The organism is Novosphingobium sp. FG137 (genome assembly GCF_057809735.1).
This window is the reverse complement of record NZ_JBMDKN010000004.1, coordinates 377,756-401,737: the sequence shown is the minus strand read 5'-3', so window position 1 is coordinate 401,737 and position 23,982 is coordinate 377,756. Positions and strand designations below refer to the sequence as shown.

Sequence of the window (23,982 nt, the reverse complement as noted above, 5' to 3'; positions counted from 1 at the left end):
TCACGTCTTCAGATCACCGGCATCCAGTCGCCGATGATCAGCGCCACGATGCGTTCCGCCGCTTCTTCGGGGCTTTCGCCCATCGTGTCCACGCGGATTTCGGGTTCTTCCGGCGCTTCATAGGGGCTGTCGATCCCGGTGAAGTTCTTGAGCGTGCCGCTACGGGCCTTCTTGTAGAGGCCTTTCACATCGCGCCGTTCAGCCTCTTCCAGCGGCGTATCGACGAAGATCTCGAAGAACTCGCCTTCCGGAAGCAACGCGCGCACCATGTCGCGCTCTGCGCGGAACGGGCTGATGAACGCGGTCAGCACGATGAGGCCGGCATCGGTCATCAGCTTCGCAACTTCCGCAACGCGACGGATATTCTCGATCCGGTCCGCCTCGGTAAAGCCCAGATCCTTGTTGAGCCCGTGGCGCACGTTATCGCCATCGAGCAGGAACGTGTGCTTGCCAAGCGCATGGAGCTTTTTCTCGACCAGATTGGCGATGGTCGATTTGCCCGAACCCGAGAGCCCGGTGAACCACAGCACGGCGGGGCTCTGCCCCTTCATCCGCGCATGGGCCTCACGCGTCACATCCAGCGCCTGCCAGTGCACATTCTGCGCACGGCGCAGGCTGAAGTTGAGCATGCCAGCAGCGACAGTCGCGTTGCTGATCTTGTCGATCAGGATGAAGCCGCCCAATGTCCGGCTCTCGGTGTAGGGCTCGAACACGATCGGGCGATCGGTGGTGATTTCGGCCAGACCGATCGCATTGAGTTCAAGCGTCTTGGCCGCAAGCCGCTCCATCGTATTGACATTGATGGTGCATTTTGGCTGCGAGACGGTGACCGAAACGGTCTGGCTGGCCAGCTTGAGCCAATAGGCGCGGCCCGGCACCAGCGGCTCGTCGGCCATCCACACGAGGTTCGCCTCGAACTGGTCGGCCACCTGCGGCGGGGCGTCGGACGCCGCGAGCACGTCCCCGCGCGAGCAGTCGATCTCGTCCGCCAGGCAGAGCGTGACCGACTGGCCCGCCACCGCTTCCTCAAGATCGCCATCCAGCGTGACGATGCGCGTGACGGTGCTGGTCTTGCCCGAAGGCAGCACGCGCACCGCATCGCCCGGCTTCACGGTGCCATTGGCGATCAGGCCCGAAAAACCCCGGAAATCGAGGTTCGGGCGGTTCACCCACTGCACCGGCATGCGAAACACGCCCGCCGCCTCGGCCGCGGTGTTCACGTCCACGGCTTCCAGATGCCCCATCAGCGTCGGGCCGGAATACCACGGCGTATTCGCGCTCGGCGCGGTGATATTGTCGCCCTTGAAGCCCGAGATCGGCATCGCGGTGAAGCCCGCGATCCCGATGCTGGCGGCGAACGCGGAATAATCCGCCACGATCGCATCGTAGCGCGCCTGATCGTAGCCGATCAGGTCCATCTTGTTCACCGCGAGCACGATATGGCGGATGCCGATAAGGTGCGCGAGGTAGGAATGCCGCCGCGTCTGCGTCAGCACGCCCTTGCGCGCGTCGATCAGGATCACGGCAAGGTCGGCCGTGCTCGCGCCGGTCACCATGTTGCGGGTATACTGTTCGTGCCCCGGGCAATCCGCCACGATGAACTTGCGCTTTTCCGTGCTGAAGAAGCGGTAGGCAACGTCGATGGTGATGCCCTGCTCGCGCTCCGCCGCGAGGCCATCGACCAGCAGCGCGAAGTCGATCTCGCCGCCTTGCGTGCCCACTTTCTTGCTGTCATTCTCAAGCGCTGCGAGTTGATCTTCGAAGATCATCTTCGAATCGTAAAGCAAACGCCCGATCAGCGTCGATTTTCCATCATCCACGCTGCCGCAGGTGATGAAGCGCAGCATCGACTTGTGCTGGTGCAGATCGAGGTAGGCCTCGATGTCCTCGGCAATCAGGGCCTCGGTCTGATAGATCACATCATCGCCGGACATCAGAAGTACCCCTGCTGCTTCTTGACTTCCATGCCCGCGCCGCCGGCATCCTTGTCGATCACGCGGCCCTGCCGCTCGCTGGTGGTCGTCAGTAGCGTTTCCTGGATCACTTCGTTGAGCGTGGTCGCATTGCTCTCCACCGCACCCGTCAGCGGGAAGCAGCCCAGCGTGCGGAAGCGGATCGAACGTTCCGTGATTTCAGGACGATAGCCCAGCACCTTCTCGAGCCGGGGCAAGTCGTCGGCCATGAACAGGCCGCCTTCCCACTCGAAGGTCGGCCGCTTCGCCGCAAAGTAGAGCGGCACGATCGGCACATCGTTCAGCCGGATGTACTGCCAGATATCGAGCTCGGTCCAGTTCGAGATCGGGAACACGCGGATGCTCTCGCCCTTGTTCTTGCGGGCGTTGTAGATGTTCCAGAGCTCGGGCCGCTGGTTCTTGGGGTCCCAGCCATGGCTGGCAGTGCGGAAACTGAAGATGCGCTCCTTCGCGCGGCTCTTCTCCTCATCGCGCCGCGCGCCGCCGAAGGCCGCGTCGAAACCCCACTTGTCGAGGGCCTGCTTCAGCCCTTCGGTCTTCCACATGTCGGTGTGGAGTGCGCCGTGATCGAACGGATTGATCCCGCGCTCCGCCGCTTCCGGGTTCTGGTAGACGAGCAGCTCCATCCCGCTCTCCTTCGCCATCTGCTCGCGCAGTTCGTACATCGCCTGGAACTTCCACGTGGTATCGACATGGAGCAGCGGGAACGGCGGCGGGCTCGGGTAGAAGGCCTTGCGCGCAAGATGCAGCATGACCGCGCTGTCCTTGCCCACCGAATAGAGCATCACCGGATTGGTCGCCTCGGCCACCACCTCGCGCATGATATGGATCGCCTCGGCTTCGAGCCGCTGGATATGGGTCAGGGTGGACAGTTCAGACATCGCGTTCTCGCGCCTCATGGATTGCGGGCTCCAGATGACCTCTTGCGCACTGGCGCAAAGCTCCCATATGGGAGCACAACGCCATGGCATTCCTTTCGACCGATCAACGCGAGCTTTACCTGCCGCTCATGGAGGGCCTGCTGGAGGACCCGCCGTGGCAGCGCTTCCTCGGCAATCTACTCCAGCGCACCGGCGCGCGGCGGGCGGCGCTGGCGCTCGCGCAGCCGGGATCGCCGGAGCCCACGCTCACCGTCCGCGCCGACGCCGCCCGCGCCGCGCTAGATCCCCCGCTCGATCTGGCGCGCCTCGCCGCACTCGGTCTGTTCCCCGGCACCGCGATGCGCACGGGCCGCGTCTACACGCTGGGCGAGATGCTCGATTTCGACGCACCCGCCCGCCTCGGCGCGCAGCGGTCCGCGCTCGGCGCGATGCGGATCAACCACGCGCGTGCCGTCCGCGTCGGCAGTGCCGGCACCGGCGAGGCCTGGCTTCTCCTCACCCGCGAGCGCGAAGACCTCGGCGCGGCCGACAGCGCGCTCCTTGCTGCATTGGCCCCACATCTCGCCGCCGGCCTTGCCGTGCGCGCCGCACTCGGCAAGGCCGGAATGCGCGCCGCGATGGCGGAAAGCACGCTGGCCCTCCTCGGCACTGGCGAGATTGCGCTTACCGCCAGCGCAGCTGTCCTCGCCGCCGATCCGGTGGCCGAACGCCAGCTTGCTTTCACCGCCGATCCCGGCCCGCTGCGCCGCCTGCAGCTCCTGCCCGAAACCGCCCGCACGCTCGAAGCCGCCTGCAGTGTACTGGCCGGGGCCGCACCGGATGAGCGCCGCCTGATCCCGCTCGGCGAGCGAAACCCGCGCCACCTGCTGCTCCGGCCTGCCCCGCAAGGCCTTGGCCCGGCGGCGGTGATCGGTCTCGTCCGCAGCACAGCGCACGGCACCCGGCCCCACGCGGCAAGGGTGCTGGCCGCTGTTCACGGCCTGTCCCCACGCGAAGCGGCGCTCGCCATCGGCCTCGCGCAAGGGGAAACGATCCTCGAAGCCGGCCGGCGCCTTGGCCTCACCCCGGAAACCGCGCGCAACTATTCGAAGCGCCTCTATGCCAAGACGGGCACCTCAGGGCAGGCCCAGCTTGTCGCGCTCGTGCTCGGCGGCCTTGCCGCGCTGGGCTGATCGGCGTCCCTCGCCGATCTGGCACAAATCATCCGCCACGGCGCGCGTCTGCTGCTTGCAACGTCCGGAAACAGCGTCATTATCCTCGTTACCCGGCGCATCGAAGCCGTGACGAATGGAGCGGCACTTTGCGGCATGGAATGATGGTATTGGCCAGCCTTGCGCTCGCCGCCCCGGCGCTTGCAGCCCCGTCTCCCCCAACCCCAGCGTCCGCCTCAGCCTCCGCATCGGCGCGGAACTCGGAAATCCTGCGCAGCCCGCCGCCCGCCTGGGTGACCGTATCGGACCCACTGGCCGTGCCGGACAATGCCGGCGGCCCCTATTTCATGCGCTATCAGGATGTGATCATCCATGTTGATGGCAAGGGCGAGGCGCAGTTCACGGCCTACCGTGCGCGCATCCTCAATTCCACCGCCCTTCCCATGGGCAATCTCGCCATTGCCTGGAATCCGGCCAACGGTCCCACCACCGTCCATACTATCCGGGTCTACCGCGAAGGACAGGTGATCGATGTCCTCGAAACGGCGAAGTTCGAGATCCTGCGCCGCGAAGACCAGCTCGAGACCGCGACGCTCGATGGCATGCTCACCGCCGTGCTGCATGTGCCGGACCTGCGGGTGGGGGACGAACTGGAGGTTGCGCTGACAACGGCGGTGTCCGATCCCACGCTGGGGCGCAACGTTTCGGGCCTGCTATACCTCGGCCCTACGCCGCCGCCCGGCCGCTATCGGCTCGAACTCGGCTGGGACAAGGACCGCAAGCCGCTCTACGCGATCGCACCCGATATACGCGCGGCAAGCGGCGAAAGCGCCGATCGGGTCACCTTGCGCTTCGACAATCCCCAGGTGCGCCAGCCGCTGAAGGACGCGCCGCCGCGCTATCAATGGCAGCGCGCCGTCGAATACACCACCTTTGCCGATTGGCCCGCGCTCTCGCGCCAGTTCGCCCCGCTCTTCGCCCGCGCCGCCACGCTCGCGCCGGGATCACCGCTGCGCAAGGAAGCCGCGCGAATAGCTGCCGCCAACGCCGATCCGGTGGCCCGCGCGGCGGCTGCGCTCAAGCTGGTGCAGCGGGACGTACGCTACATCTATGTCGGGCTGAATGGCGGCAACCTTACCCCCGCCAGTGCGGACGAGACGTGGCAGCGCCGATATGGCGATTGCAAGGCCAAGACGGCGCTGCTGCTGGCTCTCCTCGGCGAACTCGGGATCACGGCCGAACCGGTGCTGGCGAACACGCAAGGCATTGACGACGGGTTCGAAAAGCGCCTGCCCAGCGTAAAACTGTTCGATCACGTCTTTGTGCGCGCGCAAATCGGCGGCCAGGATTACTGGCTCGATGGCACACTGCCCCCGGTAGCCGGCCCCGCGCTCGATCCTGTCCTCCCGCTGCGCGCCGTGTTGCCGGTAACGGCGCAGGGAAGCCCGATCGTGGCCGTTCCTTGGCATCCGCCCGTACGGCCCGATGAGATCACCCTTTTCGATGTCGATGCCCGCGCCGGGTTCGACAAGCCCGCACACATCACAAGCACAGCCATCGTACGCGGGCTGCAGGGGCTGCAACTGCAACAGCAGTTCTCCTCCGTGCCGCCCGCCCAGCTCATCGATGCCATGCGCCAGCGCCTGACCGGCGATGTCTGGCAGACCATCGACGACGTGCAGTGGCATTATGACGAGAAGGCGGGCGCCAGCGTGCTCAAGGTCGTCGGTTCGGGGATTGTCGAATGGGAAAACACCGGCGGCGGCGGACACCGGCTCGCGCTGGCGGGCGGCGGCTTCAGTCCGCCCGAAAAGCGCGTGCGGCCGCCAGATCAGGATCAGGAAACGCCGTGGTCCTTGCAACCGGACTACGATTGCTACGTCACGACCTTGCGCGTCCCGACGACCACCGGGCCAGGCGAATGGACATCCAAAGCCGGGTTCGACGTCACCATGTTCGGTCGGCATTACTTCCGCGCGTTCGAATTCCGCGACGGCGCGATCCGCATGGTGCGCGGCTCACGCATCGAAGCCCGTGAGATCACCGCCGCGCGTGCCCGCGCCGACAACGCGCGCATCTCCGATTTCGATAATAGCATGGGCTACGTTTTCTACGAGCCGAGCAAGGTCAAAGGCCGCATCTTCGGCGGCACGAAAGTCCCCGCGGCCGACGAGATAGACTGGCTGGCTCCCGACGTTCCGTGCCTCCCTTCACGGAAGATCATGCCTTAGCGGCCCCCAGTTTTACTCGAAGAACGCCACCCCGCGCACTTCGATGCTCTCCCGGATTTTCGCATCCGGCAGGCTGGTATCGTGGAACGCGGTATGCGGGCAGCGCCAGGTGACCGCATGGTCGCTGTCCTGAAACTTGAACAGCAGCACATCGTCCGCCGCCATGTTGGAGAAATACCACCAGCGGTGGCGCTCCCGGTGGCGGAAGATCGTCGCCGCGATCATCTGGTCCTCGCCCTCGACCGGTGCAGTCAGCGCGTCGCCGATGGGGAATTCATCGACCACGAACAGGGTGTTGGATGCGGTCTCTTCATCGCTCACCGTGCGCCCGTCACACACCGCCAGCGGCCAGTCCTGCGGGCCGGGTGAGAACGTGCGCCACAGCGAGAAGCAGATGTACCGCTTGTACCCTGGTCCGTCTGGAAACGCCTGCCCATAGACCCGCGCTGCGGCGCGCTTGCCGGTCAGTTCGTTGTAATCGACATGCGCCTCGCCCGCCGGCGGCTGGATACCGCCCGAATGGACATAGCCTGCCACCTTCTCCTGCGCACGGCTGGAAAGGTCGCCCGAAGTGCGGATCATCCAGCCCTGCGTCGAAACCTTGTCCGCACCCGTCAGCCGCGCGACCAGCGCCTCGACCTCGCGCTGGTAGCTGGCATCAACCGCCGCCTTGTCATGGAAATCGGCAATCGCCGTCTCATGCTTGGCGATCACAAAACCGTGCGCGTCGAGGCTGAAATGATCGCGCAGCGGCATCCCGTCGCGCACTACGACAGCATAGTCGCGGTAGTCGCCGGTGTTCATCTCCGCGCCCTGGCTCACGTAGCGCCGGGTGACGAACTCGCCTTCGTCGAGATAGCGGATCAGCGCCGGAGCCTGCCGCGCGGTATCCTCGATGTCGTCCAGCGCAGCGGTTGCCATCGCTCTCTCCGATTATAGTTAGGCCAGATAGTTAGGTTGGCGAACTATATCGGCTGCGGCTCCGCTGTCCACCCCGCGCGCGGCGCGGTTTCGGGAATGCGCCAGAGCACCGGCAGGATCACCAGCGCGACCACCGCGATCATGGCGCCGGGAACCGCCGGCCAGCCGGTCCCTTCGAGCAGCATCTGCGCCACCAGCGGCGTGACCCCGCCAAACAGCGCGGTCGCGCTCGTCACGCCCAGCGCGAGGCCGGAAAGCCGTGCCTCGCCGGAAAACTGTTCGGCCGTCGCCACCGCGCCCACCGCGCTCCATGCGCCGCCGAGCGCCGCGAGCAGCACCGCGCCCACCAGCGCCGGCCAGACCCCGCCATGCGCCATCAGCGAAAACAGCGTGATCGGACCCGCCGCGCAGGCAATCGCAATCCCGATCAGCACTGGCCGCCGCCCGACATGATCCGAAAGCGCGCCAACCAGCGGTGTCACCGCGATCACCACGAAGGCAGCCACGGTCGAAAGCGTCAGCGCCGCGCCCTCGCCCACCGCGCCGACCGAGGCGAGGAAGGCGGGCACATAGGTAATCCCGACGTAGTAGCTGATCGAGCCCAGCGCCGAGATCGCAAAGCCCCGGATAATGCCTGCGCGCTGGTGGGTGATCGCATGGCGCAGCGGGTTCTCCGGCACCGTCCCTGCCGCGCGCTGGCGCTCGAACTCGGGCGATTCGTCCATGTTTGCGCGGGCCAGCAGCACCCCGCCCGCGAGCGCCGCGCCGACAAAGAAAGGAATGCGCCAGCCCCAGGCATCGAGCGTCTCCGCTGGCATGGCCCAGGTCGTCACCGCCGCCACGCCCACGGCAAGCAGCGCGCCGATCTCGCTCGCCGCCGAAGCGCAGCTGGTGATCAGGCCGCGCCGGTGCGGCCCCGCGCCTTCGATGAGATAGGCGACCACGCCGGTATATTCGCCGCCCACCGCGAAGGCCATCACGCAGCGCAGCGCGAGCAGCAGGAAGCCCGCCGCCGGGCCGATCTGCGCGTGCGTGGGCAGCAAGGCGCAGCCCAGCATCGCCGCGGTCATCACCGCCATCGAAAGCAGCATCGCGCGCCGCCGCCCGTGCCGGTCGCCATAGTGGCCCATGGCAATCGCGCCCAGCGGTCGCATCAGGTAGGACACCGCAAAGCCCGCCAGCACCGCTGCCAGCGAGCCCTCGCCGCCGCCGAACATCACGCGCGAAAGGATCGTCGCGACATAGATGTAGAGCGTGAAATCGTACCACTCGACGACGGTCGAGAAGCCCGCGATCAGCATCGAGCGATACGAAATAGTCTGGTGGGCTGCCGCCATCACACCATCATGCCGTAACGGCGGCGCTCTGCAACAGCTTTCAGCCGACCCCTTCGGTCACCATAACGCGGTACGACGCGCCCTTGAGGCGGTGCACCTTGGCGTCCTGATAGGCCGGGCTGTTGTACCAGGCCTTTGCCGCGTCGATGTCGGGAAACTCGATGATCACGAGGCCTTCTGCGGTCGGTCCTTCCCACGTCTCGTTGGGGCCATAGAATGCCAACGGCTTCAGCGGATGGCCCGCAATCGAAGCGCCCGCCTTGGCGTTGTACTGATCCAGCTCGGCCTGATCGTTCACGCCATCCTTGATGAAAACAACATATGCAGTCATGCGGGCATTCCCTCCGTTTTATGAATTTGCAGCCTAGGATCGCAATCCCGCGCCGCGCAAGGCTTTCACGTGGCCGACCATCCGGCATCGATCACGAGGTTCGATCCCGTCACCACCCGCGCCGCTTCGCTCGCCAGATAGAGCACGGACGCGGCGGTCTGCTCGGGCTGGATCGGCTCCTTCACATGCGCCACGCTGAGGTACTGCGCATAGACTTCGTCCTGCGTCAGCCCGGCCCGCGCACCGATCTCGCTGGCGGTATGCTCGACCATCCTGGTCGGCAGGAACCCCGGACAGACCGCATTCACGGTGATGCCATAAGCGCCCAATTCAGCCGCCATCGTCTTCGTCATCCCGATCAGGCCGTGCTTGGTCGCGCTATAGTGGCCGAAGCCCGGCGTGCCGATCAGCCCCGCGACCGAGGCGATATTGATGATGCGCCCGCCGTTGCCGCCCGCGATCATCGCCGGAACCACCGCCCGGCTCATCCGCCAGCTGCCGGTGAGGTTGACCGCGATGGTCGTCTCGAAGGTCTCGTCATCGAGCAAGTGCATCGGCGTGTTGCCGGTGAGGATGCCCGCATTGTTCACCAGAATGTCGATCCGGCCCAGTTCACCCAGCACCCGCCCGACGAAGACGTCGATCTCGGCCTGCCGGCGGATGTCGCAAGTGGCATAAAGCGCGCGAACTCCAAACGCCTCGATCTCGCGCGCCACGGCATCGAGCGCGCCGCCAAGGGCATAGCCCACGCTCGGCATCGCCGGTTCGCCCACGTCGCAGATCGCAACATCGGCTCCCGCGCCAGCCAAGGCCAGCGCCATCGCCCGCCCCTGCCCGCGCGCCGCGCCTGTCACGATTGCCACTTTGCCCGAAAGCTCACCCATGCCCGTTTCCCCTCGCCTCACACGGCCCGAAGCATGGCCTCTCGCCGCCTGCGCCTCATCAGGTAAAAGTGATAGGCCAGCTTCAGGTCACGGCAGCGCGCACCGCCCAGCGCGGATCGTCCCAGGCACGCGTCTCGCACACCTCGCGGATCGCGAGGACAGCCTCCAGCATGTCGACATGGCGCAGATAGAGCGGCGTCAGGCCGAAGCGCAGCACATCGGGATCGCGGAAATCGCCGATCACGCCGCGCTCCTTCAGCGCCTGCATGATCCCGTAACCTTCGGGGTGCGCATAGGAGACATGGCTCCCTCGCTGCGCATCCTCGCGCGGGCTTACGAGCGTGAAGCCGTGGCCGCCGCACAGTTCGTCCATCAGGTCCATGAACACGCGGCCGAGCTGGAGCGATTTCGCACGCACGGCCGCCATGTCGGCCTCGGCCATCAGGTCCACCCCGCATTCCAGCGCAGTCAATCCGAGCACCGATGGTGTACCGCAGAGGAAGCGCTCGATCCCCTCGGCCGCGCGGTAACGATCTTCAAAGGCGAACGGCTCGGCATGGCCAAACCAGCCTGAAAGCACCGGCACAGCCGCCGCCTGATGCCGCTGCGCCGCAAAGATGTACGCCGGCGCACCCGGCCCGCCATTCAGAAACTTGTACCCGCAGCCCACCGCGAAATCCGCATGCGCCGCGTTGAGGTCAACCGGTATCGCCCCCGCGCTGTGGCTGAGGTCCCACACCACCAGCGCGCCCACTTCATGCGCGCGCCGGGTCACCTCCGCCATGTCGCGTGACCTTCCGGTCTTGTAGTGCACCTGCGTCAGCAGCAGCACCGCGACATCCTCGCCGAGCCGGTCGAGCACCATGTCGCCCGGCACCGCCTCGGCCCGCACCCGCCCGCCCGAAAGCGCCGCGATCCCCTGCATCATGTAGAGATCGGTGGGGAAATTGCCGGTCTCGGAAAGGATCACCGATCGCTCCGGCCGCAAGGATAGCGCCGCCGTCATGGCCTTGAACAGGTTGATCGAGGTGGAATCCGCCACGATCACCTCGCCGGGCGCTGCACCCAGCAGGCGGCCGATCTTGTCACCCACCCGGCGCGGGGCATTCATCCAGTCCGCGCCGAGCCACGAGGTGATCAGCCCTTCGCCCCACTCCTGCGCCACCGCCCGCTCCAGCCGCGCCGTGGTGCGGCGGGGCAGCGCGCCGAGCGAATTGCCGTCGAGGTAGATCAGCCCCTCGCGCAGCTGGAAGGCCGCGCGGAAGGACGCGAGCGGATCGCTGTCATCGAGCGCTTCCAGCGCCGTGCGGCTCCACGCGCTCATGCCGCGATCTCCCGCAGCACTGCGCGCACCGGGCTCGCGTCCGCCCCGCCCAGCGGCAGCGGCAGCGCGATCAACTCGTAGATTCCCGGCGGCACCGCATCGAGCACCAGCCCCTCCAGAATGCGCATGTCGGCTGCGCGCACGGCATGGTGCGCATCCATCGTCTTCGAGGTTTCGGGATCGAGCGAGGCCGCATCGGTGCCGATCAGCACCACACCCAGCGCCGCCAGCCGCGCGATCACCGTAGCAGAAACGGCGCGAAATTCGCTATCCCACGCCTCATGCGGAAAGCGCTCGTAGGTCCTCAGCAGCACCCGCTGCGCGCCAGCCGCCTCCAGCGCCGCCCAGTCGATATCATCCACCTGCACCGCCAGCCCGGAGGCATGGCGCACATCGACCACAACGCAGCGCCCGATATAAGGCTCCAGCGCCGTCTCGGCGCTCGTCTGCCCCGCCGCGTCATAATGAAACGGCGCATCGGCATGCGTTCCGGCGTGGAGCGGAAACGAGAGCGCACCCACGTTCACCGGGCACTGTGCAGAGATCACCGCATGGTGGCTCAGCACGAAAGGCGGCTCGCCGGGCCAGAGCGGCGTCCGCGCATCGAGCCGCTGGGTAATGTCGAAAATCCTCATGCCCCGCCTTATCGCCAAGCGCGGAGAACAATGCACCGGAATTATGGGGCATGTGCCCTCTGCGGCCCCGCAATATGCCACAATCATGCATAGAACTGCGGAATATCGCTCTTTATACGCATATAAAAGCGCTTATCGCGCGCACTTTGCGCGGACAGCGCGTGCCCCTTGCGCTATTATGCCCGCAACCGGAACCATGGGAGACACGCGGTGAACGCAGTGGCGAAGACAACCGATCTGTTCGAAAATCCGCTGGGCCTCGATGGCTTCGAATTCATCGAATTTTCCGCGCCCCAACCGGGCCTGCTCGAACCCGTGTTCGCCGCGATGGGCTTCACCCATATCGCCAACCACCGCTCCAAGGCGGTGCAGCTCTGGCGGCAGGGCGGCATCAACCTCATCGCCAACTATGAGCCCAAAAGCCCCGCAGCCTGGTTCGCGGCCGAGCATGGCCCTTCGGCATGCGGCATGGGCTGGCGCGTGCGCAATGCCGCCGAAGCCTACGCCAAGGCGCTCGAACGCGGCGCAGAGCCCGTCGAGGTGCGCACCGGCCCGATGGAACTCAGCCTCCCCGCGATCCGCGGCATCGGCGGCGCGATCATCTATCTGATCGACCGCTATGAAGGCTCACCGCTGGGCGATCTCTCGATCTACGACATCGATTTCGTCTACCTGCCGGGCATCGACCGCCAGCCCAAAGGCGCGGGCTTCCACACGATCGACCACCTCACCCACAACGTCTACGGCGGCCGCATGGCGCACTGGGCCGCGTTCTACGAACGGATCTTCAACTTCCGCGAGATCCGCTATTTCGACATCAAGGGCGAATACACCGGCCTCACCAGCCGCGCGATGACCGCGCCCGATGGCAAGATCCGCATTCCGCTTAACGAGGAAGCAAAGGCGGGCGGCGGCCAGATCGAGGAATTCCTGCGCGCCTACAATGGCGAGGGCATCCAGCACATCGCCTTCGCCTGCGACGATCTGCTCGGCGCATGGGACCGCCTCAAGGCGCTCGGCACCCCCTTCATGACCGCGCCGCCCGCGACCTATTACGAGATGCTGGCCGAGCGCCTGCCCGGCCACGGCGAACCGGTGGAGGAACTGCAAAAGCGCGGCATCCTGCTCGACGGTTCAACCGAGGCGGGCGACCCGCGCCTGCTGCTGCAGATCTTTTCCGAAACGCAGATCGGCCCGGTGTTCTTCGAATTCATCCAGCGCAAGAAGGACGAGGGCTTCGGCGAAGGCAACTTCACCGCCCTCTTCCAGTCGATGGAACGCGACCAGATGCGCCGCGGCGTGCTGAATGTGGAAGGAGCCGCCGCATGATCCCCCAGATCAAGCGCATCCACCACGTCGCCTATCGCTGCCGCGACGCGAAGGAGACCGTCGCGTGGTACGAGAGCGTGATGGGCATGCGCTACACAACCGCCTTTGCCGAAGACACCGTGCCCTCCACCGGCGAGCATGATCCCTACATGCATGTTTTCCTCGATTGCGGTGGCGGCAATGTGCTCGCTTTCTTCGAGCTGCCGAACCAGCCGGAAATGGGCCGCGACCCCAACACCCCCGCCTGGGTGCAGCACCTTGCCTTCGAAGTGGCGGACGAAGCCGCGCTCCATGCGGCCAAGGCGCATCTCGAAGCGGAAGGCATCGACGTCCTCGGCCCGACATACCACGGCATTTTCCGCTCGATCTATTTCTTCGATCCCAACGGCCACCGGCTCGAACTCGCCTGCAATATCGGCACGGCCGCGCAGTATGAGGAGCTTGAGACACTCGCCCCCGTGATGCTCGAGGAATGGAGCCGCACCAAGCGCGCGCCGCGCCATGCCGAATGGCTGCACAAGGATCCCGCCGCAAACGCCTGAGGCGCTTCAGCCTTCGCCGAACTCTCGGCGCAGGTCGGCCCCGTTGGCGTCGAGCGCGGGGATAGCAGTCGGCAGCGCGCCGGAACGCCCCGGCGGGCGCGGCAGATCAAACGCCTCTCCGCCCACTTCGGCGGGCACGCGGCGCAGCGCGGCATGGGCGGAAACGTCCGCCACGGTCGATACGCGGCCCCAGGCGATACGGTGCCGATCAAGCAGCGCGCTGGCGTCAGCAATTGTCATGGCGGCGAGCACATCGCCCACGATGCGCCCCAGTGTCTCGCGGTTGACCACGCGGTCAGGGTTGGTCGCAAAGCGCGGATCATCCGCCAGCGCGGAATCGCCCAGCACGCCAGCGCAAAACCGCCGCCATTCATCCGGCGCTTGGATCGAGATCATCAACGAGCCGTCAAGGCAGGCATAGGCGGCATAAGGATAGATCGCCGCATGTTCGAGGCCGTGCCGCCCGGTAACCCGCCCGGCATGCGCCAGATGCAGCAGCGGCACCGCCATCCAGTCCGCCATCGCATCGAACATCGCAATCTCGATGGCCGCTCCCCGGCCGGTCCTCCCCCGCCCGATCAGCGCTTCCAGGATGGCAGCATGCGCGTTCATGCCCGTCGCGATGTCGGCAATCGAAACACCCACCTTGGCCATGGCTTCGGGCGTGCCGGTAACGGCGCAAATGCCCGCTTCGGCCTGCACCAGCATGTCATAGGCGCGCATCGCGTGGGCCGCGGTGGACTGACCGTAACCGCAGATGTCGACCGCGATGAGACGGGGATGGCGCTCCACCAGTGCGGCCGCATCCAGCCCCAGCCGCGCCGCCGCTCCCGGCGCCAGGTTCTGGATGAAGACATCCGCCTTGCCCACCATGCGCTCGACCATGGCCCGGTCACCTGCGTCCTTCACATCGATCACGACGCTCTGCTTGCCCCGGTTGAGCCAGGCAAAATAGGCCGATGCGCCGTGGACGGTAGTGTCATAGTGCCGCGCCGTCTCGCCGCCGGCGCGCTCCAGCTTGATCACCCGCGCGCCGCCATCGGCCAACTGGCGCGTACACAGCGGCGCCGCCACTGCCTGCTCCAGCGCCACCACCAGCAGGCCGTCCAGCGCGCCCGCCATCAGGAACAGACCTCTCGATCACCCGCAAACCGGCAGGCGCGCGGGCTGGGCCATTTGGGCTTACTGGTGCGATCGGCGTTCATATCAGAGAGGCTTTAGCGCAAGCTCAGCGGGATTTCCTCCCCTTGATGCGCGCAAGGCGAGACAATGGCAGCGGCTTCACCTATTTCGATGCGGCCCCTGCTGCGGTGTCGTCCTCGAAGTCCGGAAAAGCGCTGATGCCTGATCTCAAGCTCCGCATGATCGATCTCAATTCCGACCTTGGCGAGGGCTATGGCCCGTGGGTGATGGGCGATGACAAGGCCATGCTGGAGATCGTCACCAGCGCCAACATTGCCTGCGGCGGCCACGCCAGCGATCCGGAGACGATGTTCCGCACGCTCACCTTTGCACGTGAGCGCGGGATCACCGTGGGCGCGCACCCGAGCTACCCCGACAAGGAAGGCTTTGGCCGCCGCCGCCTGCCCTTCCCGCCGCCCGAGGTGGAGCGCTTTGTCGCCGCGCAGACCGGCGCGCTCATGGCCATCGCCGCGCTGGCGGGCACGCGCGTGTCCTATGTGAAGCCGCACGGCGCGCTCGCCAATGTCGCGAGCGAAGACCGCGCCATCGCCGAAGCCATCGTGCGCGCGGTGCGCGCGATCGACAGCAAGCTTGCCGTGCTCGCCATCTCCGGCACCGTGCTGGAACAGGTGGCGCGCGATGCGGGCTGCCAAGTGTTCAGCGAGATCTACGCCGACCGTGGCTACACGCCCACCGGCAACCTTGTCCCGCGCGGCCAGCCCGGCGCGATGATCGATGATTATGGCGCCGCCGCCGCACGCTTGCTCAGCTGGCTCGAAACCGCGCTGATGCCAACCGTAGGGGGCGAACCGGTGAGGCTGGCAGGCCATTCGATCTGCGTGCACGGCGATGATCCCCATGCCGTGGTCATGGCCCGCGCGATCCGCGTCGCGCTCGGCGGACGCGGGGTCACGGTCGCGCCCTTCCTGCGGTGAGCATGAGCGCGGTATCCGTCCGGCCGATCGGCGAGAGCGCCGTCCTCATCGATTTCGGCGGAGAAATCAGCACCGCAACCAATGAACGCGTCGTGGCGCTCGATCGTGCGCTGGCCGGACAGCCGCCGCAGGGCATGATCGAAACCGTGCCGGCCTATGTCTCGCTGATGATCGTGTTCGATCCGCTGCAAACCGGCGGAGACCGGATCGCCGCCCACGCCCTCGCGCTGCTAGAAAGCGCCGCGATCGAGACGCGGCCAGCGCGCGAACACGTGATCCCGGTCCGCTATGACGCCGCCTCGGCCCCCGATCTGGAAGCCGTGGCCAAGGCAACCGGCCTCACAGCGGACGAGGTCGTCGCCCAGCACCTCGCCGGGGAATACCGCGTCTTCATGTACGGTTTCGCGCCCGGCTACGCTTATCTCGGCGGCGTGCCGCCCGCGCTGCACCTGCCGCGCAAGCCCCGCGCCGAGCGCGGCCACCCCGCCGGTAGCGTGATCATCGCGGGCGCGCAGTGCCTGATCACCACCCTGCCGATGCCGACTGGCTGGTGGGTGATCGGCCACACCGCGCAAGTGATCCTCGATCCCGCCCGCGCGCAGCCCTTCCTGTTCGATCCCGGTGATGTGATCCGCTTCGAGCGGGACCGCTAGCTGATGCAGGCGCGCATCCTCTTCGAAGCCGCCGGGCCGCTGACCACGATCCAGGATCGCGGCCGCACCGGCGCGATGCGCTTCGGCGTGCCGCCGTCCGGCCCGGTCGACCGCCTCGGCTTCGCCGCCGCGCTCGCCGCGACCGGGGCTGCCGATGGCTGGGCCTTCGAACTCTCGCACGGCGGATGCCTCATCACCTGCCACGAAGGCGCAATCGGCTTCGCGCTGTGCGGCGGCGGGTTCCTCGCCGATATCGACGGCGATGAACCAAAGGCCTTGCGCGTGGGCACGCTGCACGCCGGCCAGAGCCTGCGTATCCGCGCTGGATCGGGCAACTGGGCCTACCTCGCCTTTGCCGGCGAGCATGCCGCGCCGCGCTGGCTCGGCAGCAGCGCGACTCATGCCTCGTCCGGGCTCGGCGGCGGCCTGATCGAGGCGGGATCGACCTTCGCGTTCAATGCCCCGCGTACGCTTGAACCCCGCACGCTGGCACCGCCTCCCCCAGCCGGACCGCCGGACAGCTTTGCCGTGGTGCTCGGGCCGCAAGATCGCCACTTCCCGGCTGATGCTGTCAGCCAGTTTGAGCAGGCGCGCTTCACCGCGACGTCCCGCTTCGACCGGATGGGCCGCGTACTCGGCGGCCCGCCACTCGTGCCAACCTCGATCTCGATGCCCAGCGAACCGGCGCTGCGCGGCTGCCTGCAGGCCGATGGCGATGGCGGCCTCACCGTCCTCCTCGCCGATCACCAGACCACCAGCGGCTACCCGAAAATCGCCACCCTGATCGGCCCTGATGTGGATCGGCTGGCACAGATGCCGGCCGGGCACACGTTCCGCTTCAACCTCATCGATCCCCACGAAGCCCTGCGCCGCAGCCGCACCGCCGCAGCGGCCAACGCAGCCTGGCTGCGCAGTCTCACCGCGCCCGGGCGGCTGGACGAGCGCTTGTGGTCCAGCAATCTCGTCGATGGCGTGATCGATGCAAACGGGGCCTGAGGGCGAGGAGGAGATTGGAATTGGACGCTGAACCCATGCCAGACGACATGGACGCCGATCTTCCGCGCATCGACATCGAGCAACTGATCGATGGGGGGGGCTGGAGCGGTTACCAGAAGCGCGTGCTCGCACTGTGCACCGCCGCGATCCTGCTCGATGGGCTGGATAACCAGATCCTCGGCTTTGCCATGCCCGCGCTGATGAAGGCGTGGCACCTCCCGCGTGAAAGCTTCGTGCCGGTGGTGGTCGCGGGCCTGCTCATCATGTCGATCGGCAGCGGTCTTGGCGGCTGGCTGGGTGATCGCGCCGGGCGGCGCCCCACGCTGGTCAGCGCGGCGGGCCTGTTTGGTCTGGCGACAGCCGCCTCGGCCTTTGCCGATAGCCTGCCCATGCTGGCCACCTGCCGCTTCATCTCCACCCTTGCGCTGGGCGCCGCGCTGCCGAACGCGACCGCGCTGGTCTCCGAATTCTCCCCGGCGCATCGCCGCAGCCTTTCGGTCTCGATCAGCATGCTCGCGGTCGTGCTCGGCGGTCTCGTCGGCGGAGCATTGTCCGCGTGGCTGCTGCCGGTTTATGGCTGGCGCGCGCTGTTCCTCACCGCTGGTGGGCTGACCATCGTGGTGACCGGCGCCCTCCTCGCACTTCTGCCGGAATCGCCGCGGTTCCTCATGCACCGCCCGCGCCGCCGCGCAGAGCTAGGGCGCGTGCTGCGCGCGTCGGGCTTCGATGTTCCGGCCCGCTTTGCGCCCGAAACATCTGCCGCTTCCGAACCTGCGATCGGCATCAAGGCGCTGTTCCGCCCCCCGCTGCTTGGCGATACGCTCGCGCTCTCGGCGGCGTTCCTGTTCGGCCTGCTCGGCAATTACCTCGTGTTCAACTGGGGCCCGACCATGCTCGCGGCGCTTGGCTATGATCTGGCGGTTGCCTCGTTTGGCGCCGGTGCATTCAATCTGGGCGGCATCGTCGGCGCACTGGTCGGCTCGCGGATGATGGACCGCTTCGGCCCGCGCATGCCCATGGTGGTGATGGCGATCCTCGGCACCGCCTGCACTTTCGCGATCGGCCCGATTTTGTCCGGCGGCCTGCACGCGACTTCGCTGGTCGTGCTGGGCTTCGCCGCTGCCGGTGTCTTCATGTCCGGGCTCCAGATCATGCTGTTCTCGCTCGCCGTCAACGCCTTTCCCGCCCCCATCCGCGCGCAGGGGGTGGGCATCACGCTATCGCTCGGCCGCATCGGCGCAGTCGCCGGTTCCGGCATGGGCGCGGTGATCGTGGCGGCCGGAATCGTGCCGTTCTTCGCCGTGCTCGGCCTGTCCTGCCTGGCCATCGGCATCGCGGTCCTGGCAGTGCGCCCACGAAAGAGCGCCTGATCAGTCCTCCCCATACCAGTAGCCATCGGCAAAATCGGCGCTAGGATGCTGCGCAAACAGAACCGATGGAGAGAGACGCCCATGACTGAACTAGCCGGCCGCATTGCCCTCGTCACCGGCGCCTCGCGCGGCATAGGCGAGGCCTGCGCCCGCGCCCTCGCTGCGCTTGGCGCGCGCGTCATCGTCACCGATCTTGCCGCGCCCGAGGCCCTCGCGGAGCAGCTCGGCGGCCTCGCCCGCGCGCATGACGTCACCGATGAGCAGAGCTGGATCGATACGATGGCCTTCGCCCGCGAAGCCGCCGGCGGGCTCGATATTCTGGTCAACAACGCCGGGCTGTTCATGGCGAGGCCCCTCACCGAAACCACGCTCGAAGATTGGCGCCGCCTCCACAGCGTCAATGTCGAAGGTGTGTTCCTCGGCTGCAAGCACGCCGTCCCGCTCATGGCCGAGCGCGCGATCCAATGGCCCGGCGGGGCCTCGATCATCAATCTCTCCTCGGTCGCCGGTCTGGTCGGCACCGCGCTGGTCAGCTGCTACAACGCGACCAAGGGCGCAGTCCGCCTCTTCACCAAGGGTGTGGCCATGGAAGTCGCGCCCTTGCGCATCCGCTGCAATTCGGTCCACCCCGGGATCATCGAAACCGACATGGGCCGCGATCTCGTCTCCCAGTTCGCGGCCGCCACCGGCACCGGCGAAAACGACACCCGCGCCAACTTCTCCAACCTCCACCCGCTGGGCCACTTCGGCGTACCGCACAACGTGGCCGACGCCGTCGCCTTCCTCGCCTCTGACCGCGCCGCCTTCATGACCGGTTCGGAACTGGTGGTCGACGGGGGCTTCACCGCAAGCTGAAGGGCGCGCAGGCGCTCGTCACTCCTCACCCATCCTGAGCGCCGCGATGAACGCCTCCTGCGGGATGGTCACGTTGCCGTATTCCCGCATCCGCTTTTTGCCTTCTTTCTGCTTGTCGAGGAGCTTCTTCTTGCGGCTGATGTCGCCGCCATAGCACTTGGCGGTGACGTCCTTGCGCATCGCGCTGATTGTCTCGCGCGCGATGACCTTCGCGCCGATGGCGGCCTGGATCGGGATCTTGAACATGTGGCGCGGGATAAGGTCCTTGAGGCGCTCCACCAAGTGGCGCCCGCGCGGATCGGCCTGGCTGCGGTGGACGACCATGGATAGCGCGTCGACCGGCTCGTTGTTGACGAGGATGTTCATCATCACGAGATCGCCTTCGCGCAGGCCGATCTGTTCGTAATCGAAGCTTGCGTAGCCGCGGCTGATCGACTTGAGGCGGTCGTAGAAATCGAACACCACTTCGTTGAGCGGCAGTTCATAGGTCACCTGCGCGCGGCCGCCGACGTAGGTCAGGCCAGTCTGGATGCCGCGCCGATCCTGGCAGAGCTTGAGGATCGAGCCGAGGTATTCGTCGGGCGTGTAGATCGTCGCCTTGATCCACGGCTCTTCCATTTCCGCAATCTTGACCGGATCGGGCATGTCGGAGGGGTTGTGGAGCTCCTTCACCGTGCCGTCGGTCATGGAGAGGCGATAGACAACCGAAGGCGCGGTGGTGATGAGATCGAGATCGTATTCGCGGCTGAGGCGCTCCTGGATGATTTCCAGATGGAGCAGGCCGAGGAACCCGCAGCGGAAGCCGAAGCCGAGCGCGGCCGAACTTTCCATCTCGAACGAGAAGCTGGCGTCGTTGAGGCGCAGCTTGCCGATGCTTTCGCGCAGCTTTTCAAAGTCTGCCGCATCGACCGGGAACAGGCCGCAGAAGACCACCGGCTGCACTTCCTTGAAGCCCGCCAAGGCCTCGGTCGCGCCCTGCTTCACCGTCGTGATCGTGTCACCCACGCGGGCCTGCGCGACTTCCTTGATCTGCGCCGTGATGATGCCGATTTCGCCCGGACCCAGTTCGTCGAGCACTTGCAGCTTGGGGCGCATGCAGCCGACACGGTCGATCAGGTGTTCGGTGCCGCCGGCCATGAACTTGACCGAGAGGCCCTTCTTGATGACCCCGTCGATCACGCGGACCAGAATGACGACGCCGAGGTAGGGATCGTACCATGAGTCGACCAGCATGGCCTTGAGCGGCTTGGCACGGTCGCCGCCCGGCGGGGGGATGCGCGCGACGATGGCGTCGAGCACTTCCTCGATGCCGATGCCGGACTTGGCGCTGGTCAGCACCGCCTGGCTTGCGTCGATGCCGATGACTTCCTCGATCTCGTGCCGCACCTTTTCGGGCTCGGCGGCGGGCAGGTCGATCTTGTTGATGACGGGCACGATCTCGTGGTCATGCTCGATCGACTGGTAGACGTTGGCAAGCGTCTGCGCCTCGACGCCCTGCGCCGCATCGACCACCAGCAGCGCGCCCTCGCAGGCGGCGAGGCTGCGGCTGACTTCGTAGGCGAAATCGACGTGCCCCGGCGTGTCCATCAGGTTGAGCTGATAGGTCTTGCCGTCCTTGCCGGTGTAGTCGAGCCGGACGGTCTGCGCCTTGATCGTGATCCCGCGCTCGCGCTCGATGTCCATATTGTCAAGGACTTGCTCGCTCATCTCGCGCGCCGAGAGGCCGCCGGTGAACTGGATCAGGCGGTCGGCCAGCGTGGACTTGCCGTGGTCGATGTGAGCAATAATGCTGAAATTGCGGATCAACGAGAGTTCGGTCATGCGCCCGCCGTTAGCAGCGCAGGCGCGCGGTGTCATCAGGGCCAATCGGACGGGGGGCCGGGCGGCAAGTTGACACAGTTGACACTGTCCTGAGCAATAATTGCAATCGATCAATAGAGCGCCTTTGATCGATCAGGGCGATCAGCCACCTCAGGCTTGTTGCTTCGAGACAGGGCAGCTTCGGGACCATGCGCGAACCCTGACAGATTCGCGGCGTGTAGGACAGGTTGATGCGGGGCGGCGCCCCCTGTCCGCCCGATAACCCACCATTTCGGGGCGATATTGACGTCGGCTTTGGTTCCTAATATTAGAATGATCATTACTAATCTAATTCCGTCAAAAGATTCCAATTCAAGGGGAGAGCCATGAAGTCTACCACTGCTGCTGCATTCCTGCTGGGCGCGAGCCTGTTCGCGCTCGCCGCGCCTGCCCTGGCGCAGGACAGCGGTGCCGCCGCCACCGATGCGACCAAGCCCGCTGAAGGCCTTGGCGAAATCGTCGTCACCGCCAACCGCGTCGCCTCGAGCGCGCAGGACACGCCGATCGCGCTCAACGTCTACACGGGCACTGCGCTCGCGGATCAAGGCGTCAACACGGTCCGCGATCTTTCGCAGATCGATCCCAGCGTCAACGTCACCAACTCGACCGGCTCGGCCTATGTCGCGGTGCGCGGCATCGCCTCGACCGACGTGACCGAAATCGGCGATCCTTCGGTGCCGATCACGCGCGACGGGTTCTTCACCAACCGCTCGTTCGCCATCAGTTCCTCGTTCTATGACGTGGCGCGCATCGAAGTGCTGAAGGGGCCGCAAGGCACGCTGCAGGGCCGCAACTCGACCGGCGGTCTTGTCAGCATCGTCACCGTCCGCCCGGAGCTGCGCACAGGCGGCTATGCAAGCGCCGAGGCGGGCAACTACAAGACCTTCAACGGAGAAGCGGGCGTCAACGTGCTGCTCGCGCCGGGCTTCGCGGTCCGCGCCTCTGGCACCGTGCTGAGCCACAAGGGCTACCGTACTTCGACCGGCCCCGCCTTCGACGGCGACGACGAGAACTTCAAGTCGGGCCGCATTCAGGCGCTCTACAAGGGCGACAATGGTCTTTCAGCGTGGGTTTCGTACCAGCATGACAGCCGTGACGTGAACGGCGATGCGCAGTTCCGCGGGCCGCTGGGCGGGCCGACGCCGGACTTCGGCAAGGCCAAGCTTTTCACCAGCGACGCGCCGACCATGACCAAGCTGACAAGCGACCGTGCGCGCTGGGAGCTCGCTTATAGCGCCGACATGGGCCTCAACTTCATCTACTCGGGCGGCTATGACAGCGCCAACTGGCGCAACCAGCTCGATGCCACCGGCGGCTATCCGGCCAACCGCCAGTTCCGCCAGCAGGAAACGCCCAAGACCTGGAACCACGAATTCCGCGTGAGCAACGACAAGGGCGGCAAGCTGTTTTTCCAGGCGGGCTATTTCTATTTCCAGGAAAAGAACGTCGTCAATTCGGGGATCTTCAACCTCGACATGACCGGCCCGCTGTTCGGCCCCGGCGGCTTCCTGACTGGCGTGCCCAACGCCGACCAGTCGAACCGCTACGGCATCAAGTTCGATTACAACATCCTCACCCGTTCGCAGGCGCTGTTCGGTCAGGTCGAGTACGACCTGACCGACAAGCTGCAGCTCAGCCTGGGTGGCCGCTATACCTGGGACAAGAAGGTGCGCACCGGCAATGCCGTGCTCAGCCTGCCCGCGCTCGCCTTCCCGCTGTGTGGCAACGGCTTCCCCGCGCCGGGCACGTGCCCGCCCTTCCCGCTGACCACGCCCGGCAACGGCAACCTCAGCAAGGGCGAGCCGACCTGGCATGTGGGGCTCAACTACCGCCCCGCTGCGGGCTCGCTGATCTATGCCAAGTATGACCGCGGCTACAAATCGGGCGGGTTCAACTCCAACGGCAGCGCGCCTTCGGTCGATTACGGCCCAGAACGGCTGGATTCTTTCGAGATCGGCACCAAGAACTCGTTGATGGGCAACACCCTGCAGCTCAACGCCTCGGCGTTTTACTTCAAGTACAAGGGCTATCAGGGCAGCCAGTTCACTGCGGCAACGAGCAGCGGTTCCGGCGTGTTCAACGTCGGCAATGCCTCGATTTTCGGCATCGAAGGCAGTGCGGTCGCGCTGGTCGGCAAGGCCACGCGGATCAACTTCAACGCAACGTACCTGCACACGAAGTTCGGCGATGGCATCACGATCAACAACGGCGCGACCCCGCCTGCAGCAATCAGCATCGGCGGCAACCGCCTGCCCAACGCGCCCGGCTTCACGGCATCGGGCGGGATCGAGCAGGAGCTCCCGGTCTCGTTCGGCACGTTCACGGCCCGCATCGATGCCAAGTATTCCTCGGCATTCTATTACTCGGTGTTCAACACTGCCGACACGCAAAGCCCGGAATACGTGCTGGCCAATGCCAGCCTCAAGTTCGCGCCGGAAAACAGCTTCTGGGAAGTGCAGGCCTACGTGCGCAACGTGTTTGACAAGCAGGTGCTGGCCTATGCGACGCAGAACTTCAACGCGGGCGCCAATACCTATCAGTTCCAGGCCCCGCGCACATTTGGTGTGCGTGGCAGCGTGAAGTTCTGATCGG

Annotated in this window: 20 protein-coding genes; 10 read left to right on the top strand and 10 right to left on the bottom strand. The window is 66.1% G+C overall.

Annotated features, from left to right (window positions below; genetic code table 11):
* Positions 1-8: 8 nt before the first annotated feature.
* Positions 9-1,934, bottom strand: coding sequence for a sulfate adenylyltransferase subunit CysN (cysN, locus tag ACODS2_RS13735; RefSeq protein ID WP_488999331.1), 1,926 nt, complete (start codon positions 1,932-1,934; stop codon positions 9-11).
* Complete coding sequence (gene cysD, locus ACODS2_RS13730) at positions 1,934-2,872, bottom strand: sulfate adenylyltransferase subunit CysD (protein ID WP_488999330.1); 939 nt, start codon at positions 2,870-2,872, stop codon at positions 1,934-1,936. Before cysD ends, cysN begins: the two co-directional genes overlap by 1 nt.
* Positions 2,873-2,937: 65 nt before the next feature.
* Here cysD and ACODS2_RS13725 point away from each other — a divergent pair, with 65 nt between their 5' ends.
* Together ACODS2_RS13725 and ACODS2_RS13720 are read left to right on the top strand one after the other, a co-directional pair.
* On the top strand, positions 2,938-4,026 hold the full coding sequence (locus ACODS2_RS13725) for a helix-turn-helix transcriptional regulator (protein WP_488999329.1): 1,089 nt from the start codon (positions 2,938-2,940) through the stop codon (positions 4,024-4,026).
* Between the two features lie 140 nt (positions 4,027-4,166).
* Positions 4,167-6,236 carry a DUF3857 domain-containing protein gene (locus tag ACODS2_RS13720; protein WP_488999328.1) on the top strand — a complete coding sequence of 690 codons (2,070 nt, stop codon included), beginning with the start codon at positions 4,167-4,169 and terminating at the stop codon, positions 6,234-6,236.
* Positions 6,237-6,248: 12 nt separating this feature from the next.
* On the opposite strand, the gene ACODS2_RS13715 is transcribed toward ACODS2_RS13720, so the two are convergent.
* From ACODS2_RS13715 to kynB, 6 genes are all read right to left on the bottom strand, one after another.
* Positions 6,249-7,157, bottom strand: a complete 909-nt coding sequence (locus ACODS2_RS13715) for a CmcJ/NvfI family oxidoreductase (RefSeq protein ID WP_488999327.1) — start codon at positions 7,155-7,157, stop codon at positions 6,249-6,251.
* A 44-nt stretch (positions 7,158-7,201) separates the two neighbouring features.
* Entirely contained in the window at positions 7,202-8,494 is a 1,293-nt protein-coding gene (locus ACODS2_RS13710) for an MFS transporter (RefSeq protein ID WP_488999326.1), read from the bottom strand.
* Between the two features lie 40 nt (positions 8,495-8,534).
* Positions 8,535-8,825 (bottom strand): DUF1330 domain-containing protein, encoded by a 291-nt coding sequence (locus ACODS2_RS13705; protein ID WP_298171622.1) that lies wholly within the window; start codon positions 8,823-8,825, stop codon positions 8,535-8,537.
* Between the two features lie 65 nt (positions 8,826-8,890).
* Positions 8,891-9,709, bottom strand: coding sequence for an SDR family NAD(P)-dependent oxidoreductase (locus ACODS2_RS13700; RefSeq protein ID WP_488999325.1), 819 nt, complete (start codon positions 9,707-9,709; stop codon positions 8,891-8,893).
* An 82-nt stretch (positions 9,710-9,791) separates the two neighbouring features.
* Positions 9,792-11,033 carry a kynureninase gene (gene kynU, locus ACODS2_RS13695; protein ID WP_488999324.1) on the bottom strand — a complete coding sequence of 414 codons (1,242 nt, stop codon included), beginning with the start codon at positions 11,031-11,033 and terminating at the stop codon, positions 9,792-9,794.
* Positions 11,030-11,668 carry an arylformamidase gene (kynB, locus tag ACODS2_RS13690; RefSeq protein WP_488999323.1) on the bottom strand — a complete coding sequence of 213 codons (639 nt, stop codon included), beginning with the start codon at positions 11,666-11,668 and terminating at the stop codon, positions 11,030-11,032. The genes kynU and kynB overlap by 4 nt, the downstream gene beginning before the upstream one ends.
* Before the next feature lie 210 nt (positions 11,669-11,878).
* Between kynB and hppD the strand changes: the two genes are divergently transcribed.
* Complete coding sequence (gene hppD / locus ACODS2_RS13685) at positions 11,879-12,997, top strand: 4-hydroxyphenylpyruvate dioxygenase (RefSeq protein ID WP_488999322.1); 1,119 nt, start codon at positions 11,879-11,881, stop codon at positions 12,995-12,997.
* Positions 12,994-13,539, top strand: a complete 546-nt coding sequence (locus ACODS2_RS13680; protein ID WP_488999321.1) for a VOC family protein — start codon at positions 12,994-12,996, stop codon at positions 13,537-13,539. Before hppD ends, ACODS2_RS13680 begins: the two co-directional genes overlap by 4 nt.
* A gap of 6 nt (positions 13,540-13,545) precedes the next feature.
* Here the strand turns inward: ACODS2_RS13680 and ACODS2_RS13675 are convergent, their stop codons facing one another.
* Positions 13,546-14,661: a CaiB/BaiF CoA transferase family protein gene (locus tag ACODS2_RS13675; RefSeq protein ID WP_488999320.1), complete on the bottom strand. Its 1,116-nt coding sequence runs from the start codon at positions 14,659-14,661 to the stop codon at positions 13,546-13,548.
* 128 nt (positions 14,662-14,789) lie between these two features.
* Here ACODS2_RS13675 and ACODS2_RS13670 point away from each other — a divergent pair, with 128 nt between their 5' ends.
* The 5 genes from ACODS2_RS13670 (at position 14,790) to ACODS2_RS13650 (ending at position 19,530) form a co-directional block, all read left to right on the top strand.
* The gene (locus tag ACODS2_RS13670) at positions 14,790-15,656 is read left to right on the top strand and encodes a LamB/YcsF family protein (protein WP_488999319.1); all 867 of its coding nucleotides are present in this window, start codon (positions 14,790-14,792) and stop codon (positions 15,654-15,656) included.
* A gap of 2 nt (positions 15,657-15,658) precedes the next feature.
* A complete protein-coding gene (gene pxpB, locus ACODS2_RS13665) occupies positions 15,659-16,309 on the top strand; it encodes a 5-oxoprolinase subunit PxpB (protein WP_488999318.1) in 651 nt (216 codons plus the stop codon).
* 3 nt (positions 16,310-16,312) lie between these two features.
* On the top strand, positions 16,313-17,305 hold the full coding sequence (locus ACODS2_RS13660; protein ID WP_488999317.1) for a 5-oxoprolinase subunit C family protein: 993 nt from the start codon (positions 16,313-16,315) through the stop codon (positions 17,303-17,305).
* Between the two features lie 20 nt (positions 17,306-17,325).
* Complete coding sequence (locus tag ACODS2_RS13655; RefSeq protein ID WP_488999316.1) at positions 17,326-18,675, top strand: MFS transporter; 1,350 nt, start codon at positions 17,326-17,328, stop codon at positions 18,673-18,675.
* A gap of 81 nt (positions 18,676-18,756) precedes the next feature.
* Entirely contained in the window at positions 18,757-19,530 is a 774-nt protein-coding gene (locus ACODS2_RS13650; protein ID WP_488999315.1) for an SDR family NAD(P)-dependent oxidoreductase, read from the top strand.
* A gap of 18 nt (positions 19,531-19,548) precedes the next feature.
* Here the strand turns inward: ACODS2_RS13650 and lepA are convergent, their stop codons facing one another.
* Complete coding sequence (gene lepA / locus ACODS2_RS13645) at positions 19,549-21,351, bottom strand: translation elongation factor 4 (protein ID WP_488999314.1); 1,803 nt, start codon at positions 21,349-21,351, stop codon at positions 19,549-19,551.
* A 365-nt stretch (positions 21,352-21,716) separates the two neighbouring features.
* Between lepA and ACODS2_RS13640 the strand changes: the two genes are divergently transcribed.
* Entirely contained in the window at positions 21,717-23,978 is a 2,262-nt protein-coding gene (locus ACODS2_RS13640) for a TonB-dependent receptor (RefSeq protein WP_488999313.1), read from the top strand.
* The last annotated feature ends 4 nt before the right edge of the window (positions 23,979-23,982 follow it).

Bases quoted from the DNA above. Each gene is read 5' to 3' on its own strand.
- ACODS2_RS13650 (WP_488999315.1), top strand. From the start codon at position 18,757: ATGACTGAACTAGCCGGCCGCATTGCCCTCGTCACCGGCGCCTCGCGC.
- pxpB (WP_488999318.1), top strand. From the start codon at position 15,659: ATGAGCGCGGTATCCGTCCGGCCGATCGGCGAGAGCGCCGTCCTCATC.
- kynU (WP_488999324.1), bottom strand. From the start codon at position 11,033: ATGAGCGCGTGGAGCCGCACGGCGCTGGAAGCGCTCGATGACAGCGAT.
- lepA (WP_488999314.1), bottom strand. From the start codon at position 21,351: ATGACCGAACTCTCGTTGATCCGCAATTTCAGCATTATTGCTCACATC.
- ACODS2_RS13670 (WP_488999319.1), top strand. From the start codon at position 14,790: ATGCGCGCAAGGCGAGACAATGGCAGCGGCTTCACCTATTTCGATGCG.
- cysD (WP_488999330.1), bottom strand. From the start codon at position 2,872: ATGAGGCGCGAGAACGCGATGTCTGAACTGTCCACCCTGACCCATATC.
- ACODS2_RS13675 (WP_488999320.1), bottom strand. From the start codon at position 14,661: ATGGCGGGCGCGCTGGACGGCCTGCTGGTGGTGGCGCTGGAGCAGGCA.
- ACODS2_RS13705 (WP_298171622.1), bottom strand. From the start codon at position 8,825: ATGACTGCATATGTTGTTTTCATCAAGGATGGCGTGAACGATCAGGCC.
- ACODS2_RS13700 (WP_488999325.1), bottom strand. From the start codon at position 9,709: ATGGGTGAGCTTTCGGGCAAAGTGGCAATCGTGACAGGCGCGGCGCGC.
- ACODS2_RS13640 (WP_488999313.1), top strand. From the start codon at position 21,717: ATGAAGTCTACCACTGCTGCTGCATTCCTGCTGGGCGCGAGCCTGTTC.
- ACODS2_RS13720 (WP_488999328.1), top strand. From the start codon at position 4,167: ATGATGGTATTGGCCAGCCTTGCGCTCGCCGCCCCGGCGCTTGCAGCC.
- ACODS2_RS13715 (WP_488999327.1), bottom strand. From the start codon at position 7,157: ATGGCAACCGCTGCGCTGGACGACATCGAGGATACCGCGCGGCAGGCT.
- ACODS2_RS13725 (WP_488999329.1), top strand. From the start codon at position 2,938: ATGGCATTCCTTTCGACCGATCAACGCGAGCTTTACCTGCCGCTCATG.
- ACODS2_RS13710 (WP_488999326.1), bottom strand. From the start codon at position 8,494: ATGGCGGCAGCCCACCAGACTATTTCGTATCGCTCGATGCTGATCGCG.
- ACODS2_RS13660 (WP_488999317.1), top strand. From the start codon at position 16,313: ATGCAGGCGCGCATCCTCTTCGAAGCCGCCGGGCCGCTGACCACGATC.
- cysN (WP_488999331.1), bottom strand. From the start codon at position 1,934: ATGTCCGGCGATGATGTGATCTATCAGACCGAGGCCCTGATTGCCGAG.
- ACODS2_RS13680 (WP_488999321.1), top strand. From the start codon at position 12,994: ATGATCCCCCAGATCAAGCGCATCCACCACGTCGCCTATCGCTGCCGC.
- kynB (WP_488999323.1), bottom strand. From the start codon at position 11,668: ATGAGGATTTTCGACATTACCCAGCGGCTCGATGCGCGGACGCCGCTC.